Consider the following 20,197-nt stretch of genomic DNA (forward strand, 5'->3'; position numbering starts at 1 on the left):
TTTAATTTTCCACAGTGTTTTGAATTTTAAGAGAGGAATGGTTAGTTCCTCTCGGTTACGGTTATTACTTTCTCACGCATGAGTCATCCCGCAAGGGGCTAAGCTAGAGTTTTTCGCCACTTTTTTATTGGCTTATGAGTGCGATATAGTCATCTGGAGCGTAATGAGTCCAGTCGAATTTAAACGCCATTACACCATTGATAATGTCTTCCTTGCGGTTCTTGAATAACGCAGAGATTCCAACTTCGCCATGTTCTGCTACATAGGCCAACTCAAATCCTGAGTCCTTGCACATCTGCTGAATCTGAGCAATGTTATACATTTCCAGCCGCTTCTTGCTTGGGTTCCAATCTTTGGTTGCTACAGCGATACCATCATCACGTTGAGCCAGCGCGCGGATCATCAAGTCAGTTGGGGATGTTGATTCCTTCCCTCCAACGGTTGCATGGTGTAGTACGGCTTTACCCATTTCTGATTGGATGGTGTTAACGTCCAGAGTCATATAAAGCAGAACTCTGTCATTGAAGGACATAAAACGGTCATTTTGCTGTTTATAAATCTCTGGCTCATAGTTCGATAAGTCACACAGCGACCCAAGTGCCAGAGCCAAGCGAAATTGAGGGTCAGTGATAACCACTTGAGAACTGGACATTCTCAGTTGCGCTCGGTAGTCCTCCATTACCGCAGAACTTGTTTTGCGCATAATTGGCGACACTTCAGTTGTAACTACTGTCGATGTTTTGCCCTTTGTCGAATTGCCTTGAGATCGACTACCTTTTGCTTCGTCACGCTCAGCTTTTTGTGCTGCCTTTTTTTCAGCTTCTTGTGCATTTTTATGGTTATTTGCACAGGTGTTAAAGCAATCAGTGTCGATACATTGGTTTTCAATGTGCTGACCCCAACGCATAGGGCGGTCATCAACAACTACGCACTTGTTTTCACAGTTCATGCAGCCGTCAGAAAATTGCTTTTCGCCTACCAGTTTAGATTCAACGGTGCGGCGGTCAGCTTCTGGCTTTGCTTCCCACAAGATCACCCGTCCAAATTTCTCTTCCAGTTCGGTGACACGCTTGGTGCGTACCCAATCTTGTGCCTTTTCATTAAAGCATGATGCAAGGCTACAGTTCGCTTCCACTTCTCCATCACCCAACAAGTCAAACTGTTCGCCAGTGTTGTGCTGACATGTCTTGCATTCAGAAGTATCAAAGGGAGCCGTTGCAAGAGGTAGTTGTCGCTTTGAAGCTCGTAGCTTTAACTCTTTTACTGTGTAGGTTGCGGGATCTGCAAGGATGGCGCTTAGGGTTTTCTCTTGCGTCTCCTCGTCGAAAGTCGAGAGAATCAGTGCGTGACCAAGAGTGAACTTGTTGGAGTCGTCAGCCAGTTTGTCCAACACATTATCTGTTAGGCGCTTTAGCTGTAGACGCTCTCGAAAAACCTTTTCACTAAGGCCCAAGTGAGTAGCAGCAGAGGAATAATCGCCATCGTGCAAACTCAAGTAAGATTGAGCTAGATCAGCTTCATCAACGATAGAAATATTTTCACGTTCTTTGTTTTCAGTGAGCATGGTTGCTACGGCCTCTTTATCGCCGTAGTGCTTTACTATGACTGGTACATCTGACAGGCCAAACTCAATTGCAGCGTCACGACGCCCGTAACCTGCACACAATTCTAGTCTGTGTGGGTTGTTTACGTTTGGGCGTACACTAAGGGACTGAATTACACCTTTGGTACGTATACTCTCTTTAAAATCGGCATTACGCTCCTTCTTTCGGCGTTTATTACCACCTACGCTAAGGTCATCAATCAGGAGCGGAGAAACACGTATTGGCGTTCCATCAGGTAGGGCGGTGAAGTCGAAGTCAGTGCCATCAGCGATGATCAGTGGTTGATACTGAGGTTGAATAGATGTCGCTACTTGAGTTTGCATAGTCATTGTTCCACAGAGATGATTGGTTAAGAGAATGGTTAGCTCTCGTTTCGTTTACATCCATTATCTCTGGAACTGAAATCGCGCAACCCTCCAAACCATGAGTATATAGTAAAAACAGTGTCTATTCGCGTGTGAGTGAGTGACAGGGCTTTACATATAAGGTCAGCGGCTTTTATTTCAAACGTACATACTGTGTATAATGGTATGTACGTTTTTTATTTGCGCCGAGTCCTTCGGCGGTAACCATTCATCCATGAATTTTTGTTCAGTGTTTAATTGCACCTTGTGAGTGCGACTTGTTCCAACAAGTCGGGAGAGATAGGAGTTTACGTCATTGGTTTAGCAGGACGGGGATAGTTGTTTGCGGCAAGTACAGAGTTGTCGCCGCATCCATGCGGCTTTGACAGTTCAGTTGTTCACTCATTGATTCACCTTCTTGATTAATTGCACTTAATTTACCACCACATTGCAACCGCTCCTTACCACGTGTTGCAAATTAATCGCACCACAACTTTCACGGAAAGTACCACTTCGTCGGATCTCGGCCTTGTGCCAATTGCAGACATTCCAACTTTAAGGCTGTAAAGTCCGCTTTTAGGTGTTAGCAGAACGCCCGGCACAGCGGCAGCCGTAACGGAGCGGTTTTGTGTTAATGTTTGAGCGCAGCGAGTAACACAAAACCGCGTAGTGTAGGCTGTCCGCCTGCTGCCGATTGTTAGATGCCAGTGCCACTTAATGAACGCTTGCCTTAGAAAGCAAATTTAAAACCAATACACCGCAAACTATTAAACTAATACCCACGAAACCCCATGCATCAATCTTTTGCCCGTAAAGCCCCCATGCAATAGCAGTGACTAATACTACGCCAAGGCCAGACCAAACTGCATAGGCCACCCCTACAGGAATAGACTTCAAGACCAATGAAAGGAAATAAAATGCAATTCCATAGCCAACAATTACGATGAAAGATGGTACGAGCTTCGTAAAACCTTCACTGGACTTTAATGCAGATGTTGCAACTACCTCTCCAAGAATCGAAATAGTAAGAAATAACCAGCTTTTCATGATCCGCCTCCAATATGATTCGAAGGGAGTATATGTCTTTTTCTCTTAAAATTTCAGTCTTGAAGAAAAAAATTATTCGTGCGCAACTTTCCGGTTAATTACATCTAACGCCCGCTTAAGTGGTGAGCAACGCTACCACAACACTCAATTATTACACCGTAAATACAAAAGCCAATTCAAACTAAAACCGCCAAACGTTGCGAATCCGTCTTAAAGCGTTTGTTATGTGCGTAGCCGAATCTTGCGCTTAGTCAGGAACAATGATTACCCCTAATTGCTCCAGTAACTGTTCCTGTTGCCACGAGCATATTTTTACACCCGTAAGATCAATCTTTCGAGGATCTAAACCATAAAGCTCTGAATGGCTTAAATCACAGCCTTGTACTCTAAACTGTTCCCAGCAGTCTTCCGAAAAAACACCACGGCTTAAATCTGATTCTTTAAATGAAGCGCCTCGAAGATTTGCACCAATCCATCTATTTTCGAACAGGTCACATTTTTCAATAAGCTGCTGCTCAAAATTGGCATAGGATAAGTTACAACCTGTTATGTATGCAGAACAAAAGTACATTTTATTCGAAACCTGATTTACAAAACTAACTTGACTAAAATTTGCTCCTTTAAGATCACAATCTCTCAGTTCAATACCAAAGCAATTTGCCCCCTTAAAATGGGACATTGAAAGCTGACAGTTTTTAAATGAAGCATCTCGAAGATCAGCATAAGAAAAATCGCACCCTTCCAATGCCCCCTGCTCTATGAAAGTACAGTTAATGAACTGTGTATCTCGGAGGTTTGAGCGCTTAAAATTACAATGTATAAAAGTACAATTGCTAAAGATATGTTCTTGCAAGTCCTGATGTGAGAAGTTCACTTGATTATATAATTGCTTTGATTTTTCCATGCTGTGGCTCCAAAAAACATTTGATTTGAAGACTATCATTTACCTGAAAGTTCTCAACAAAAACAAAACCAATAAAAACAGAAACTTAAAACACCCCGTTTTAGCCAAAATAAGGCATCAAAACGGCATTTTAAAGGTGGCTAATTCGAAACGACCGATGCGGCCAGCCAGAAGAAAGTTTCAGTGAATCTGGCTTGTTTTAGAGAAAGCACATAACGCCGCATTAAGGGGCAGGCAACGCAAATAACTGTACTAAAACTAAATAACTGTTCCTAATAGTGCTACATCTTGCCTGAACCCATGTAGCGTAAGGCATTTGTGTAATATGGCTCCAAAGGCTGAAGTGACAAGACTCTGCACACGATGCGTGTTCAGTGTCCCTTGTAGAAGCTTTACGAGTGCAGTGTTCTACTATTCGGAACAGCTATTTAGCCAGCCTTAACCTCAAATGCCAACCCAAACCAAAACTGCCAAGCGTTGACTGTCCCTCTTGAATGCTTTGTTATGTAACTTTACTAACCATTTCAAAGCATTACCAAAATCAGCATCGCCAAACACGATTTAACTTACACGAAAAGTCAGCATTGACCCAGTAGAAAAAACTCTGGCAACTACAAAAGTAACTTGATTCTGCGGATCATGACTATAGACAAGCTGAACGCAAACCCGCTTTACCATTAAGTACTGAATGAAGACTCGAAGAACAAGAAGCTGCAAGCCAAATCAATATGAATAAAACTGGATTTACAACTTTAAAAATAACCCATTAAAACAATCAATTAAAAGTATCAAACAGACAAAGTAGAAGCTAAATTCAAAGTAAAAAAACCATAAAAAACTTTAATTTTCAATATATTGTGGTCTTTTTCTCTACGGTTACATAACAGTTATTATGTAGACCTCTCAGTAACATCCGAAAGGCAAAACAAATTTATACCTATGAGTTTACTGAAGATCAATAACTTAAGAAGCTAGTTAAGGACTTAATTTACTTTTAATTTACGACATTACTGAGACTTCTCAGTAATGTCTCCACCCCAAAACGGGGTAATATTATTAATATCAATGCCTTATCTTGGTTTAGCCTCCTTATCATCAGGTGTTACTGAGAAGTCTCAGTAACACACTCGATAATCAACAAAGGAGCTTACATGACTCGTTCACCTTTCCTTGAAAGCATCAGACAGGTTATGCGAACCAAGCATTACTCAATTCAGACTGAAAAAACCTATTTACTTTGGATAAAACGCTTCATTTTGTTTAACAAAAAACAGCATCCTAAGAACATGGGGGAACAAGAGGTAACTAATTTTTTGTAAGCGTTCACCAGTAGCATGTTGACTAGGTATTTAGATAAAAACTCGTGTGCTTAAGGTCGAACACATTTGGGTATGGCTGCTGACGAACCACCGCGTTGGCTATGCGTGAAAGCGTATCAAGTGACGATATTTTCCGCTTTTTACACGTTTCGATTAGCGAGTGTAGACGGTCTCGGAACTTATCGCCTGCGTCCGAGGTGGTACCGTAGCTGATTTTTCTCTGAATGACGAAGCCGCGCAATCGTCGCTCTGCTTCGTTGTTGGTCAGAGGGATTTTAGGGTTGGTTAAGAACAGCCATAAACTTTGGCTATGCTCTTTAAGCTTTCGACACCGTCCTTGATAGCATTGAATTGGGATTTGGGTTGCCCCTTTTTCCAGCCAATGATTAAAACGACAACGTATGCGATTCAATCGATTTAGGTAGAGAGCGTCATCGATTTGGCTAGATTCCCAGCGGTGCCGAGTTCGAAATACTAATTTGCTCAGCAGTACAAGACGCTGACCTATTTTTGCGGTGTGCCCTTTGCCTGTGTAATCGGCAATTTGTTGTAGATTGCGAATGACATGCGCCCAACAGAGTTGGTGTCTGTCCGGAGAAAGCCAGTTGTAACCGCTATATTGGTCACTGACCACAATGCCACAATAGTCTGAGTCCAGTACCGTTTTTGCTGAATGCATTGAACGAGAGTAAAGGATTTTTTCATAGACTAAATCCTCGCTTGCCACTAGCCAGCACCAACGCAAACCTTTCTCATCATTTCTAGAGTGCGACGTTTCATCTACATGGACCAGTGGCGCAGATTGTATGTTGGTTTTGATAGCTTGATGCAGTGGTGTCAGCATAGAAGCAATGCGGCTTTGTGCTTCACTTATGGCACCCACTGAGAAAGTAATACCAAACTGCTCTTGCAGTAGTGAGCGTATTTTCCGAACACTGAGATGATATTGACCAGCCAGTATGGCGATTTGGCTCATTAGGTTTGGCCCCATTATCCCTTGAGGGATATCGCTAGGTTTCTGGGCTTTCACGGCCTCTCCACATTGCGCGCATTTACCTGAATAGAGCCGATATTCGGTAATGTCGATACGTGGCGCTGGGATTTCATGAACTTGGTGGCGATAAAATGGTTTGTCACTCATTTTGAGGTCAGCGTCACCGCAGCAAGGGCATGTACTTTCGGGGTAACAATCAACAACCGTATCGGATGCTTTTAGTTCTGAGAGTTGTCGTTTATGCCCTTCGTGACCTTGTTTAGCTCCTCTCGGATGGCGACCACTAGAGCTTTGAGCTTTTTTCGTTCAGCTCGCTCTTTGGGCCCATCGGAGGAAGGAGACTTAGAGGAATTAGCGCTGCTTGTTTGTAGCCTATCTTCATAATGGCGCAACTGTTCCCATAACTCGGATATCAACGCATTCGCTTCGTTAATGTCTGAGGCAATAGGTGGTGAGGATGAGAATTTTGATTTTTTCTTAGTCATGCAGTCAGCATGACCGCTAGGAATGATCACTCAATAGGCAAAATGGGATCCAGTGCTAATGATCACACTTTTTTGCTGTCAATGCGGTACTGGTGAACGTTTACAATTTTTTGACATATTTAGCCGTAAACCGACAAGTTACGGCGTCTACTCAAAACTTGGCGCTTTGCGCTATCGTCTTCATGTATAAACATATACTTCAGAGAGAACTTACTTTACTACCTGATACGATAAAAGCACTCGCACCTAAACGGGTTCCATCCGTCTTATCTCATAACGAAGCAATGAGTATCATCAATCAGCTATCCGGTAGCTATAAACTGATGTTTTCGCTTTTATATGGTTGTGGGCTAAGGAAAGCAGAACTATTAATGCTAAGAGTTAAAGATATCGATTTTGAGTCAAGGAATGTCTATGTATTTCGTGGCAAAGGCGGTAAAGATCGAGTCACGATGTTACCTGAAAAGCATGTTGAACCCCTTAAATTGCATATTGAAAAGGTTCGTGATCTTCATGAAAAGGATCTTTGCGAAGGTGAGGGTAAAACAAGTCTCCCGCCAGTGCTCGCTCGAAAATACCCTTACGCAATTTCTGATTTTAAGTGGCAATTTATATTCCCATCATCTGTCAGGTGTAAGCATCCAGTGGATGGATATGTTTGCCGCCATCACTTGCATTGGACGTCCCTAACAAAGAAATTAAGGAGCGCTGTTATACGGTCAGGTGTTCAGAAACACGTTACCGCACACACATTCAGGCACTCTTTCGCAACGCAGCTTTTAAAAGCGGGAACAGACATTCGTACAGTTCAAGAGCTGTTAGGGCATACGGATTTGAAGACAACTCAAATATATACACATGTCATCGGTCAACATTCATCAGGGACAATTAGCCCTATAGACCGATAATTTCGTTTTAAATAAACCGGGCTTCATGTCCGGTTTTGCGGTAAAAGCGGTCATTCGCATGCGGATTGTGTTGAGGTGCTGAATCTCTGCTTTTCGCTCATTTCTGCCAGCTGAACTATGCCACCTGGAAGCTAAGTGCCAAAAGCAGACATTAAGATTTGTTGCAGCAACTGCTTCCTTCTTGAATAGGAGGGCATTTAACGGTCCCGTAAGAACAATATACGCAACAGTCACCTTTTAACGGCTTGAGCAGCGCTTTGCATCCTTCACATTCGTAATACCACTGGCAAGCGTTTGTTGGCATGGTCTCGACCTTACTAAACTTCGGCGCTGTTCATTGACGCGTGAAAAATATTTATTTATAAAAACAACATGTTAAATTAGGATTTGTGAAAAAAAATCAGGATCCCGTTACCACCTCTTGTTGTTTAACACTCAGAGCTTGCTGTGCCAACCGTAGCTCTGCCTGCAGCCGCTGCAGCTCTTGCTCACGTTGAGTTTGTACTGATATTCTGCAAACAAAAAAACAGCTCACTGTAATAGCGAGCTGTTTTACTTTACTGAGTATTTTATTGAGCCAGTAATTAATGCGTTTTGGTATACCAGTTACCGCCAAGTGCTCGAAATAAATCGACAAGTGCGAGTTGATGCTGTGTACTTACCGTGATCAGATTTTGTTGGGCACTAAAATGCTGACGCTGTGCATCCAAATAACGCAGATTGCTATCAACACCCGCACGATAACGCGCTTCGGCTAATTGCAATGTTTTATTGGCTGAACTCTCCAGTTCCGCTTGAGCGTTTTCTTCCCGTTGCAATGAACTACTTGCTACTAAAGCATCGGCAACTTCGCGAAAAGCACTTTGGATTTGGTACTCGTACTCTGCTATTGCGATATCTTTTCTGACCTCGGCCAGTGTTAAGTTAGCTCGGTTGCGGCCACCAGTAAAAATAGGTAATGAAATTTGTGGCATAAAAGCCCACGCCTTTGAACCACTTTCAAATAAACCCGACATTTCATTACTTGCTGTACCAAAATTGCCTGTTAATGAAATTCTCGGGAAAAAAGCAGCGCGTGCGGCACCAATATCGGCATGCCGCGCTTTTAAACGATGCTCACTGGCCAAAATATCTGGCCTATGAGCAATTAAAAGCGATGGCGTGCCAGCCGCAATACGCTGCACAATGCGTTTTTCATTAGGCTGTGCCAATAATGTACTTTGCAACAGCGTTGTAGTATTGGATGTGCCTAGCAATAACACTAAGGCGTTCTGTGCCTGTTGATGTGCCCGATTAGCTTGTTCCAAGGCAATATTTGCTTGTTGTAATAAGCTATAAGCCTCTTGATAATCCAGCGCTGATGCGTCACCTAAACTACGTCTTTGCGTCACCAATTCTAACGATTTTGCGCGCGTTTCACTGGTGCTATTAGCCAAAACGGCCTGTTGTTGGGTACTTTCGTAGGTTAAAAATGCTTGAATAACCTCAGCGATAAGCGCAATTTGCGTAGCCCGACTCCCCGCCTCTGTTGCCAAATATTGCTCTAATGCCGCATCTGAGAGGTTTTTTACCCGAGCAAACAAATCTAGTTCATACTCCGGCAAACTCAGCCCAACCTGGTAGTTGCTGCTAACGCCTGCTACACCAGTTGGAGATAAACTGGCTGGTGTTTGCTGCCGATTACCGCTACCAGTAGCTTGCAGCTGTGGTAATCGATCAGATTGCACAATACGGTATTGTGCTCTGGCGCTTTCTATATCCAACAACGTTTGGCGAAATGAGCGGTTGTTCGTCAAGGCCGTTTGCACTAATTCTCGTAGTGCTGTGTCGGTAACAAAGGCTTCCCAGCCGTGTACTTCTGCTTGCTCGGTTACAGCGGTATCAGCACTTTGCCATGCACTCGCAACTGGCGCCTGTGGCTTTTGATAGTCAGGTGCCAATGAACAACCAGCCAGCGCAACAGATAATGCGATTAACGATGGGACTTTATAAAGCATCATTATTGCGCCTCCTTATTAGGTTGAGTGGTTTGCTCGGCTTTTTTGGCGTTAAATAGACCAAGCACTGCAACAAAGAAAATTGGTGCAAAAATAACACCCAGGACTGTAGCACTAAGCATACCGCCAATAACCCCTGTTCCAAGCGCCTGCTGACTTGCTGCACCCGCACCAGATGCTAACGCCAGTGGTACTACGCCTAAAATAAATGCCGCAGAAGTCATGACGATGGGTCTGAAACGTAATTTTGCAGCTTCAATAGCGGCTTCGCGTAACGAGTAACCTTGTGCCAATAGATCTTTGGCAAACTCCACGATTAAGATAGCGTTTTTAGCTGAAAGCCCGATAATCGTGATTAAACCAACCTTAAAGTACACATCATTGGCCATATTGGCGACAAGTACGGCAAGCACTGCACCTAATGCACCGATTGGGACAATCAACATAACTGATAACGGGATAGACCAACTTTCGTACAAGGCAACCAATAATAAAAACACAACTAAAATAGAGAGTGCTAATAATTTAGGTGCTTGGCCGCTGGCAAACTTTTCCTGATAAGACAGTGCCGTCCACTCATAACCTATTCCTTCAGGCAGCGTACTGATTATTTGCTCCATTGCCGCCATAGCATCACCAGAGCTGACGCCAGGTGCTGCATCGCCACCAATTTTAAAGGCTGGATAGCCGTTATAACGTGACAATTGCACTGGGCCTTTGCTCCACTGTGTTGTGGCAAAAGCGCTAAAAGGTACTTGTTCACCCTGATCATTACTAACATAAAGCTCTAGCACGCTTTCAGCTGTGGCACGGCTATTGGCTTCAGCTTGCACGATAACACGTTGCTGTCTGCCGGTGTTTGAGTAGTCGCCTACCACCATTGAGCCAAATGATGTAGAAAGCGCATTACTAATGGCATCAAAACGCACACCGAGTGCACTGGCTTTTTCACGATCGATATGTAAACTTAGTTGCGGTGCGTCCGCCAAACCTTCCATATAGGCATAGGCAAATGCTGGATTTTGAAATACGGCCCCTAATAATTGATCTCTGGCTGCAATAAGTGCTTCGCGCCCTACACCGCCGCGATCTTGTAAGCGTAATGAAAAACCGCCGGAATTACCTAAACCTTCAATAGGAGGTGGTGACACAGCCATCACTGCACCATCGTTATGGCCATAGAAATGTGCATTAACGGCTTGCACTTCATCGGCGGCGGATTGCCCTTTACCACGCTCAGACCAATCCGTTAAGGTTGGAAATGCTAATGCCGCATTTTCGCCCATACCAGAAAAGCTAAAGCCCATCACTAAAAACGTTGATGCAACACTTTCTCGTTCGGCTAGAAAATTTTCCAGTTCTGCGCTAACAGCATCGGTTCTACCACGGCTGGCACCTGCGGGTAATTGAATATCAACCAACATAAAACCTTGATCTTCTTCAGGTACAAAAGACTCGGGTAAACGCAGGTATACAAATGCCAGTAATGCCAAGATAGCGGTATAAACCAGCATATAACGGCCGGTTTTACTGACTGTGTTGGTCGTTAAATTAACATAACGGCCGGTTAAACGATTAAAGCCACGATTAAAAGCACCAAAAAAGCCCTTTTTCTCATGATGTCCGGCGGGAATTGGCTTTAGCAAAGTGGCACATAGTGCAGGAGTAAAGGTTAATGCTAAAAAGCCAGAAAATAAAATAGATACCGCTAAAGACAATGAAAACTGCTGATAAATAACACCAACAGAACCGGACATAAAGGCCAGCGGTAAAAATACCGCGGTAAGTACCATCGTAATACCGACAATAGCACCCGATACTTGCTGCATCGCTTTTATTGTGGCGGCTAATGGCGGTAATCCTTCTTCTGCCATAATACGTTCGACGTTTTCTACCACAACGATGGCATCATCCACCAAAATACCGATGGCGAGTACCATACCAAACATCGTCATCATATTAACTGAGAACCCCAGCCAATACATAAACACCATGGTTCCCATCAAACAAACGGGTACAACGATAGAAGGAATTAACGTGTAACGCACGTTTTGTAAAAACAAATACATGACAATAAACACTAAGATCATCGCTTCAACTAACGTATAAATAACCTTTTTGATGGCCACATCAACAAAGCGTGAGGTATCGTAAGGTACAGAATATTCGACATTATCTGGAAATGATGCCGATAATTCCTGCAAGCGATCTTTAACGGCTTTCGCCGTAGCGATGGCATTAGCCCCCGGCGATAACTGAATTGCAGTACCAACGGTAGGTTTACCATCTTGCCTGGACATAAAGCCATAGTCTTGATTTCCCACTTCAATTCTGGCCACATCAGATAATTTAACGGTGGCGCCATTGGCGGTAGAACGTAGTAAAATATTGCCAAACTCTTCTGGGTTTTCCATCAAGCCTTTTACTTGTAAAGTAATGGCCAGCTCCTGCTCTTTTAACGAAGGGCTGCTACCAAAGCTGCCGGCGGCAATCTGAATATTTTGTGCACTAATGGCATTATTAACATCCGCAATAGATAAGTCGTAAGCCAGTAACTTTTGTGGATCAACCCAAATTCGCATGGCGGCTTCAGAGGCAAAAAACTGGATTTTACCCACGCCAGGTACACGCAAAATTTCATTATTAACATTACGCACTGCATAGTCAGCAAGTTGCACAATGTCGGCACCTGGCGCATTACCGTCGGTATAACTCAATGAATAAATCATTAAGAAGCCAGAACTGGCTTGTTCAACCTGTACGCCAAGATCCAGCACTACTTGTGGTAAGCGCGATTCAGCTTTTTTCAGGCGATTTTGTACATCAACCTGGGCTAAATCTGGGTCCGTACCGGGCTCAAAGGTAACCGTGATTTCGGCGATGCCGTTGGCATTACTTGATGATTCAAAATACAGTAAGTTTTTGGCACCATTAAGTTCTTGTTCGATAATACTGGTAACAGAGTCCGTTAATACCTGTGCCGAAGCACCAGGGTATGTTGCGTAAATAGTAACTTGCGGTGGCGCCACCGTTGGGTATTGTGAAACAGGTAAATTTGGCAAAGCCAGTAATCCACCTAACGTGATAAACAAGGCTACTACCCAAGCAAAATTGGGCCGCCTAATAAAAAATTGAGACATGGTGTATCCTCTGCTGCTAAAGCATCAATTACTGGGCCGCTGTGGTTTCCACTACCGCACTACCAGGCGTTAAGGCTGATATACCACCGGTAATCACTTTATCGCCGGCGTTTAATCCTTGCGTAACCTGCCAGTTTTTTCCTTGCATAATGCCAAGCTCAACAGCCACTTGTTGTACCGTATTATTAGCATCGACCACCCAGACACTACTTTTGCCGCTGGCATCAAACTGCACGGCGCGTTGCGGGATCAAGATGGCATCCGCTATCTGAGCTTGTGGTGCTTTTACTCTTACGTACATACCCGGTAACAGCATATTCTCAGTATTATCAAACTCACCGCGCAAGGTGATCTGTCCGGTGCTGCGTTCAACGGCAATATCGCTAAAAAGCAAATCGCCTTTTGCTTCATAACGCGTACCTTCGATGGTTGCGGTTAGTTTTTTATCTTGGCTATCAGCAAGTTGGCCGCTTTTCAGCAACTGCTGTAATTCCAGTGCTTTTGCCACCGGCTGGGTAAAATCGACATACACTGGGTTAAGTTGTTGTATGGTAGTTAGCAATGTTGCTTCGCCCTGCCCAACTAACGCGCCTTCGGTTGTTAATGCCCGGCCAATTCGCCCAGAAATTGGAGCGGTTACCGTGGCATAACTTAAATCTAGTTTGGCACTAACAACACTTGCTCTTGCCGAACTAACAGCAGCTTGCGCTGTACGAAGCTCTGCCAAGGCAGTATCTAAATCTTGCTGGCTAATCGCTTCTATTTTGGCAAGCGGTTCATAACGTGTTACTTTTGCTCGTGCATTTACCAACTCTGCATCCGCTTTTGCTTGTTCGCCTTCGGCCCGTGTTAAGGCCGCTTTTAACGGTGCTGGATCAATTTGAAATAATACATCGCCCGCAGCGACATCCGCACCTTCTGTAAAATGCCGCTGTAAGATAATACCGGCAACACGTGCGCGCACTTGTGCAACTCGCATCGGCTCTACCCGGCCTGGCAGATCACTAATCAGCACTAACTTTTCAGCCCTAACGCTAAGTGTGGTTACCGGAAGTGCCCCTGCCTCTTGTGGTACCGCTGGTGTTGAGTCGGAGCATCCCACAAGTGACAAAGCACTGGACAAAAGCACAACAGCGGTAATGCTGCGGCGAGTAAACGGCTTATTCATGATTCACCTTACAAGTTAAAGTACAAAACGCGGCTATGATAAACCCTAAAATCAAATGAGACAATATTGTCTCATTTGACACTTTGATGAATTAAGCGCAAACTATCGCAATAGAATTACTAATTGTGGGGTTATCATGCAACTAGACGATAACTTATTAAGAAAGCTAGCAAAGGCCATGGTAGAGCAACCACGCGCAACGGTTAAAGATTTAGCGGAAGCCATTGGTGTGAGTCGTGGCACCTTACATCGTACCTTTGGTTCAAGAGAATCGATAGTTGAGAAAATTAACGAGTACGGCACAGCAGTACTTAATCATATCGCTGATACCATTTCAGCTAAGAGTGTCGAACCTACAGATGCCTCGTTATCATCACTTATCAATATACATCTTGAACATCGGGAAGTATTGATTTATCAAATGTTTAATTACACACCCGAAGTTTGTACAGTAGAAAATACCCTATGGGCACATTATAGTAATGCGGTTGATCGCTACTTTTTAGCGGGGCAACAAGTGGGCTTGTTTCGTATTGATATTAATGCTGCCGCACTAACAGAATATTTTGTGTCTTTGATTTATAGCACTGCAGATGCTGAGCGACGCGGCCGTTTGGCTAATGCCGAATCAGTTAAGTTACTTACGCGATTTTTTTTACATGGCGCCAAAGGAAACTAGGAGCTGTTTATCTTTTGTGATGAACCGTAACAGTGGAGATATTCGTAATATAACGTTTGAATATCTCCACTGTATACCGATATGGGCAGGGCGAAGCGCTAAAGTACAACAATCTTATTGTTAGCTATTGTCTTGGCGTTCCAGAAAATCTTTAAACTCAATAGTATAAAGCCGTAACAGCACCATGGTTAACGCAAAAATAATTGGCCCATAAATCAAACCAATTAAACCAAAGAGTTGCAAACCACCCAACAGTGATAAAAATATCAGCAAGGTACTCATTTGCGAACTGCCCTGCATCAAAATTGGCCGCAAGATGTGTGATTCATAGAGATCGTTTCAATCTTCTCAGCTCTAATTCAAGCCTGTAGTTTTGTTCTTGTAGGGGTTCTTTTGCTGGCTCATAAAGCTCCTGAACCTCTGTAAGCGTAACAGCAATCACGTTGTAAGGTGTGGTTGCTGTTACGCTTACTTTACGTTCATAGAATCGGACTGTTTCTACGTTAATGTCTAGTTCTTTAGCCAGCTTTCCAATGGTTTTCATAAGTAGATTCTCTTAAACAACTAGGGCCTGTTGATCTTTGCTGTTCATAATTCAGCCAACCCACATTGGCAGCCATATAAGGCAGCAAGCCAAGGCCAGTGTACTTGCATAATTCCGGGCTAATTTATCATACCTTGTTGCTACTGAGCGGTAATGTTTTAGCCTGGCAAACACGTTCTCAACCAGATGGCGATATTTGTACAGACACCAGTCAATATCGCCATTACCAATCTTCGAATTACGCTTGCGCGGTATGTTAGGGACGCCCTTTTTTTCTCGGATCTGCTCTCGTATCTTCTCGCTATCATAGCCCCGGTCAGCGATAACGTGTTCGGCATCAGGCAGTTGTTTTAGTAATTCTATGGCTGCTTTACTGTCATGAACCTCACCGCCTGTCACAATAAAATCTATTGGCAAGCCGCAACTATCCACTGCCATATGGATTTTCGTCGTGTTACCACCACGACTTTTCCCAATCGCTTCTTTATCTTCTGAGCGAGCACCTGTCGCATGCTGATGCGCTTTGACGATGCTTCCGTCTATAAATTCCCACTCTAAATCAGCCAATTGCCTTAACTCTGCGAATAGCTGCATTAGAATGCCTTTTTTAGACCACAGGTTAAAACGCCGGTAGATGGCGCTCCAATCTCCAAAAGCTTCTGGCACATCGCGCCAAGGGCAACCGACCCGCATCCGATACAAAATGCCTTCGAAAGTATTTCTGTGTTCCGGCTTGTCATATACGCGGCCCGTTTTAAGCATCAATCTGATTAGCTTTGACCAGTACTCGTCTGTTAACATTGTTCTTGGCATGATGGGTTGTCATGGTTAGTTTTTGGCGAAAGTAATTATACCAGCCCATCATGCTGTCTAATAATCCATCACGAAAGATCAACAAGCCCTAGCATCATTTTAACATTATTAGACAAAAGCTGAACTTCCGATAATCGCTCATAGCTGACGATCAATTAATTGTATGACTGCTGAAGCTGGTGGTTACATGAAAGTGCAACGGGTTGTAAGCCGCGATTGTTCGTGGTGATAAATTTGGGTGATGTTGCGTATTTCGGTGAATCCGATCAGCGATTTCGGAGTTATCCGATCACCTGCTAACCGTTCTTTTTCTTGATGGTATTTTTACGCTAAGTGATCCCATTTCTGACAAGGTTTCATTCAGTTCGCCAAACCGCTCCAGTTTACCTTCCAGCTCTTTAACTTTGGCTTTTAGCTCAATGTTTTCAGCCTCTAAGGTCGATACTCGTTTAGCGTCGAGCAGCTTGCGATTAGCCGTGTTGTCGTATTGCTTTGGCTTGTCAGCATTGCTCTTTGCAGATTCGGTCAGTGGCGGGAGTATACCTTTATCACGCAGTTTTTCTTCTAATGCCTTGAGCGCTTTTCTAAGCGTAGGATTTTGGTTAAGGGCAGACTTGCCGCAACCAACCCCTTTTGCTACTTCGATGCGGTTGAGCTTGCCTTTAAAGGCGATTTGCTTAAAGTCATCATCAGTTTGAGTGGCTTGCCATACTTCAAATGCTTCGAGGTTCTGCTGCGCTCTTTGCTGACCGTTCGCCATTAATCATCTACCTCACTTAACAACTTGCGTAGACCTGTCGCAAAGCCTCTAGGGAATATTTCTGTGTTGTATTCCATGTCTTTTACTTGGCCTGCTTGTGTGGTTTGCCAGTTATGTTTTTCCATACATTCGTCAGAGATAGCGTAGGCTAAGGCTTTCTTCTCAGATTCGGTCAAGATGCCAGATAGTGAAGGCAAGACTTCAACACTCGGCTCTGCGCTTGCATCAAACTGACGTACAGGACGCTTATCAATAATAATATTCGCGTGCTGTTTTAGCAGATTAACCTCTTTGCGATAACGGTTGCGCTCGGCAATAATCTGACCAAACAAAGCCCGTACCGCAGGGTCTGTAATACGCTCAAGCAGTTTATTATCCTGTGGAACAGACTTAGAGCGTGAGGTTGGCGATAACGGCTTTTTGGTGGTTGTTTTGCACTTTGCTGCCCATGCTTCAATCAAGGTGCGGTAGTGCTTGTTTTTGGTTGCTCGTAACGCTTCGTAACCTGGGCCACCCTCTGCTGCTGATACTCGCCCCATTTGTGCAATGGAGAAATCACGCTGCCCCGATCCTGCATAGGCTTTCAGGATGTCGTTAAGCTTATCTAGGTTTTTTTGGGTTCTTGGCACTTTGTCGTCTTTTAGGTCAGCCAAGATGATATCAATATTAATGTCCATTAACCCTCCAAGAGCGCAGGTTGGGTGAGATTTTCTAGGTGCAAGGCTTTACCAGTGAGCGCACTCATACCTGCACTAAATAGTTTGTTTTCTTCAAAGTACTCACCTGCCTCAATGTAGTTGGCGACTTTGCGGTAGCCCTCTAATTTGTCATGAGGGTCTGCTATTTTTGCCATGTGACGCAACATGGCATTAGCAGCAATGAGTTGCTGCTTTTCATCCATTTCCAAGAAGATGGGTTCAAAACCCTTTTTCATCAGCATGCGACTGAGTTCAATGGAGCGCTTTTGAATAGCGGGCGTTTTACGAAGTTCATCCTGCAAGTCAGGGAAGAATTCGGCATCGTCACATAGAAGGGATAAGTGCAGTAACTCAGACTCTGTTTCAACGAATCTCAAGGCATGGCTAATATCTTGTTCATTCCCTACTGCAATCAATTTATCTTTGGTGTCGTCATCGTTTCGGGCTTCCTCGATGTGAATGATTTTGCTGATTAGCTCGAAGCACGCTATCCAGTCTTTGGTGTATTCATCGGCCTCTACTTGTTGCTTTTCATAGCGGCGCTGTAGAACCTGCATGTCATTATGTTTGGTAAAAGGCGCACCTTGCTCTTCACAGAAGAACTGCTCATCTTTGAGCGCTTCTAGCTGACCCTCGATTTCAACCGATAGGTTAGCCGCCTGGTGCGCCTTGTAACTGAGTTGATTAAACTGCGCGTTAAGCGCTGGCAGGTATCGCGCTTCGGTAATAAACCAACGGCAACGAATGCAGTTTTCAGGGCCATGCGGTACGCTGCCATAGATGCGATTGGCGGCAGCACTTGCATCTCTAATCAACTCACCACCGTTCCAGCACCCGCCCAGCGTACTGACTTCATCGGATTTTACGGTGTTGCCTCCGACCAAACATAGGCCAGCTGAACGCTCCTCCCAGCCGATGGGATTGCGGTTAACCAGGGCTGCCTGAATACTGTCTTCTTTGTGATAGACCATTTTGCATTGAATTTGCGCTAGTGAGGCATCTTTAAGGAAGTTGCGCACTGACTGCTTAGCTTTACCCTCAAGCTCCCCTTCGGCTTCACTCATTTTTTCCGCCATCACGGACGGGGTGATTTTGTTGTAGTAGATGGTCATTAGGATACGTGAGTGCCCTGCCAGTAGTTTGGATATGACAGGTAGTGGCAATTGGGTATCCATCGTGTAGCATGTTATCAAGGATACACGCAAGCTGTGCAGGGGGTGGTTCGTGGCAGTCTTAGCGCGTCCTGGGGTGTCTTCTGGGTAATCCACAACCAGTTTAAGTCGCTCTCCATTATCAAGCGTATTACCTTGCTCAGCGAGCTGGTTTTCCAATTCCAGTAACAATTGATACCAGAAAGGTTTCATCGCATCGGCATGTATCGGTTTGTATTTATCATCACCGTTTGCTGATGCATCACGAAACAGAAAGGCGATTTCACCCATGCTTTCTAACTGGGTTTGTGACTTCTGATACTTAGTATGTTTAATTAACAGCGTGGTGCAGTCTGTCGGTTTCGCTATAGGGTTATATTTTTCCTGCCAGTTACGCAGTTTTTCCAGCCAATATAATACTTCTTCATTCTGCCAAGGGATGATGTAGCCGCGTTCTAGTTCATCTTTATTCTGGTCGGCGGTTTTGTTGGTGTTGATATACAAACCTGTGGAATACTGGCCTGTCATGGTGTCATGGATACGGCGAAAGATGCCTTTACCAAAAGGGCGTTTTTCGCTACCGAGCGCAAAGTCATGCTTGTCATTGAGCTTCCAATGACCGCTTTCATAACGCCACGTATCCGCTTCACCACTGTCTAACATCCGCACTTGATAGGTGCGCAGTGGCAGATGCAGCTTCATAAATATAACCATCGCTTTGACAGGTGACCAGATTTGGTGGAGGGTGATTTTTTTACCATCTCTAGTCACTTCTTTAGTGCGTCACACGCAATCGGGGTCGGTTTTGTCAATCAAGTCAGGCTCTACTTCAAACCAATCGCCACCCTGTTTGCCTTGCCCTGTCTGCTCTTGTGCCCATGCCCAATGCTTGAAATGGCGGTAGTGATAGCTAGGCAGTAACGACTCGCCTTGTGGTAGGTTTTGCTCAATCACCGTCAGCTCCGCTTTATCTGGCAATGGGCACAGAATTTGGCGCAGGTCTTGGATGTAACGATACTGAAGTGGGTTACGCACGGTTTCAGTGTGTGATTGTTGGATCTTAATTTTGCTCAGCGGATTGCGAACCAGTGGCATTAAGTTGCCGCTATCATCTTCTTGAGATAGATGATGCTCAATGACGTAATTAATGAAGTCACAGGGGTAGTTGATAGACATTGTTAATTCGGCGGGGGCGTTAAGAGTTTTTCTCAATCTAGCTTCTAGCTCTTCAGTGGAGCAGATATGACCATTGTAGCCCTTGAAAAACAGACCAATATCAGTTGCATAGGGAGCGCACTCCAACAAGTAGGACTCAAAAAAACGCCTCAACGCGTAAATCTTTTTGTTAACTCCCACATGTTGAATCGCCATCCACTCAGCGGCTAATTCCTGCCATTGCTCCCACTCAGGGCCAAGGGTGGTGAGCATCCATTTAAACGTTAAGTCCGATGAGCGCCCGTCATGTTTCTTGACTTTTTTTGCCATTATTTACCTCGTAATTTCGGATGCTTGCCTGTGAAATAGCCTTGCGGGTCAATATCGTCAAAACCGTGCTCGACCAACTCTTTCCAATCTGGGGTTCTAGGGATTTTCCGTCCAAAAACGACAAAGTGCTCTGGAGGCCGCGCCGTCCGTGGCCTCC

Annotated in this window: 15 protein-coding genes and 2 pseudogenes; 3 read left to right on the plus strand and 14 right to left on the minus strand. The window is 44.4% G+C overall.

Going from position 1 to position 20,197, the window contains the following annotated elements; all coding sequences use genetic code 11:
- Positions 1 to 124: 124 nt before the first annotated feature.
- From N5E87_RS21965 to N5E87_RS21975, 3 genes are all read right to left on the minus strand, one after another.
- Positions 125 to 1,927 carry a ParB/RepB/Spo0J family partition protein gene (locus N5E87_RS21965; RefSeq protein WP_279775964.1) on the minus strand — a complete coding sequence of 601 codons (1,803 nt, stop codon included), beginning with the start codon at positions 1,925 to 1,927 and terminating at the stop codon, positions 125 to 127.
- A 735-nt stretch (positions 1,928 to 2,662) separates the two neighbouring features.
- Positions 2,663 to 2,995 (minus strand): quaternary ammonium compound efflux SMR transporter QacK, encoded by a 333-nt coding sequence (qacK, locus tag N5E87_RS21970; RefSeq protein ID WP_279775966.1) that lies wholly within the window; start codon positions 2,993 to 2,995, stop codon positions 2,663 to 2,665.
- 247 nt (positions 2,996 to 3,242) lie between these two features.
- Complete coding sequence (locus tag N5E87_RS21975; RefSeq protein WP_000415714.1) at positions 3,243 to 3,899, minus strand: quinolone resistance pentapeptide repeat protein QnrVC1; 657 nt, start codon at positions 3,897 to 3,899, stop codon at positions 3,243 to 3,245.
- Between the two features lie 1,151 nt (positions 3,900 to 5,050).
- Between N5E87_RS21975 and N5E87_RS21980 the strand changes: the two genes are divergently transcribed.
- The gene (locus tag N5E87_RS21980; protein WP_347881493.1) at positions 5,051 to 5,218 is read left to right on the plus strand and encodes a phage integrase N-terminal SAM-like domain-containing protein; all 168 of its coding nucleotides are present in this window, start codon (positions 5,051 to 5,053) and stop codon (positions 5,216 to 5,218) included.
- Between the two features lie 22 nt (positions 5,219 to 5,240).
- Here the strand turns inward: N5E87_RS21980 and N5E87_RS21985 are convergent.
- Positions 5,241 to 6,697 (minus strand): IS66-like element ISVch7 family transposase gene (locus tag N5E87_RS21985; protein WP_099458572.1). Its coding sequence is split into 2 segments (ribosomal slippage): positions 5,241 to 6,508 and positions 6,508 to 6,697, totalling 1,458 coding nucleotides; the frame shifts between segments, so codons are not numbered across the junction.
- A 92-nt stretch (positions 6,698 to 6,789) separates the two neighbouring features.
- On the opposite strand from N5E87_RS21985, the gene N5E87_RS21990 reads away from it, so the two are divergent.
- Entirely contained in the window at positions 6,790 to 7,605 is an 816-nt protein-coding gene (locus N5E87_RS21990; RefSeq protein WP_347881494.1) for an integron integrase, read from the plus strand.
- A gap of 151 nt (positions 7,606 to 7,756) precedes the next feature.
- Here the strand turns inward: N5E87_RS21990 and N5E87_RS21995 are convergent.
- The 4 genes and pseudogenes from N5E87_RS21995 to N5E87_RS22010 form a co-directional block, all read right to left on the minus strand.
- A pseudogene (locus N5E87_RS21995) lies at positions 7,757 to 7,933 on the minus strand (GDCCVxC domain-containing (seleno)protein); the annotation flags it as partial.
- Between the two features lie 256 nt (positions 7,934 to 8,189).
- The gene (locus N5E87_RS22000; protein WP_347881495.1) at positions 8,190 to 9,605 is read right to left on the minus strand and encodes an efflux transporter outer membrane subunit; all 1,416 of its coding nucleotides are present in this window, start codon (positions 9,603 to 9,605) and stop codon (positions 8,190 to 8,192) included.
- Positions 9,605 to 12,742, minus strand: coding sequence for an efflux RND transporter permease subunit (locus N5E87_RS22005; RefSeq protein ID WP_193146805.1), 3,138 nt, complete (start codon positions 12,740 to 12,742; stop codon positions 9,605 to 9,607). The genes N5E87_RS22000 and N5E87_RS22005 overlap by 1 nt, the downstream gene beginning before the upstream one ends.
- 28 nt (positions 12,743 to 12,770) lie before the next feature.
- Entirely contained in the window at positions 12,771 to 13,910 is a 1,140-nt protein-coding gene (locus tag N5E87_RS22010; protein WP_125891654.1) for an efflux RND transporter periplasmic adaptor subunit, read from the minus strand.
- Between the two features lie 136 nt (positions 13,911 to 14,046).
- Here N5E87_RS22010 and N5E87_RS22015 point away from each other — a divergent pair, with 136 nt between their 5' ends.
- Positions 14,047 to 14,589 carry a TetR/AcrR family transcriptional regulator gene (locus tag N5E87_RS22015; protein WP_279775967.1) on the plus strand — a complete coding sequence of 181 codons (543 nt, stop codon included), beginning with the start codon at positions 14,047 to 14,049 and terminating at the stop codon, positions 14,587 to 14,589.
- A 120-nt stretch (positions 14,590 to 14,709) separates the two neighbouring features.
- On the opposite strand, the gene N5E87_RS22020 is transcribed toward N5E87_RS22015, so the two are convergent.
- From N5E87_RS22020 to N5E87_RS22045, 6 genes and pseudogenes are all read right to left on the minus strand, one after another.
- A complete protein-coding gene (locus N5E87_RS22020; protein WP_243695569.1) occupies positions 14,710 to 14,871 on the minus strand; it encodes a hypothetical protein in 162 nt (53 codons plus the stop codon).
- 43 nt (positions 14,872 to 14,914) lie between these two features.
- Positions 14,915 to 15,133 (minus strand): hypothetical protein, encoded by a 219-nt coding sequence (locus N5E87_RS22025; protein ID WP_226791450.1) that lies wholly within the window; start codon positions 15,131 to 15,133, stop codon positions 14,915 to 14,917.
- 51 nt (positions 15,134 to 15,184) lie between these two features.
- Positions 15,185 to 15,946 carry an IS5-like element ISSpu10 family transposase gene (locus tag N5E87_RS22030; protein ID WP_011789342.1) on the minus strand — a complete coding sequence of 254 codons (762 nt, stop codon included), beginning with the start codon at positions 15,944 to 15,946 and terminating at the stop codon, positions 15,185 to 15,187.
- Between the two features lie 289 nt (positions 15,947 to 16,235).
- Positions 16,236 to 16,706, minus strand: a complete 471-nt coding sequence (locus N5E87_RS22035) for a VPA1267 family protein (RefSeq protein ID WP_279775969.1) — start codon at positions 16,704 to 16,706, stop codon at positions 16,236 to 16,238.
- Entirely contained in the window at positions 16,706 to 17,383 is a 678-nt protein-coding gene (gmtX, locus tag N5E87_RS22040; protein WP_279775970.1) for a gamma-mobile-trio protein GmtX, read from the minus strand. The genes N5E87_RS22035 and gmtX overlap by 1 nt, the downstream gene beginning before the upstream one ends.
- Positions 17,383 to 20,040 (minus strand): annotated as a pseudogene (locus N5E87_RS22045) (integrase family protein). Before N5E87_RS22045 ends, gmtX begins: the two are co-directional and overlap by 1 nt.
- Between the last annotated feature and the right edge of the window lie 157 nt (positions 20,041 to 20,197).

The organism is Shewanella sp. GD03713, from assembly GCF_029843705.1.
Classification (GTDB): Bacteria; Pseudomonadota; Gammaproteobacteria; order Enterobacterales; family Shewanellaceae; genus Shewanella.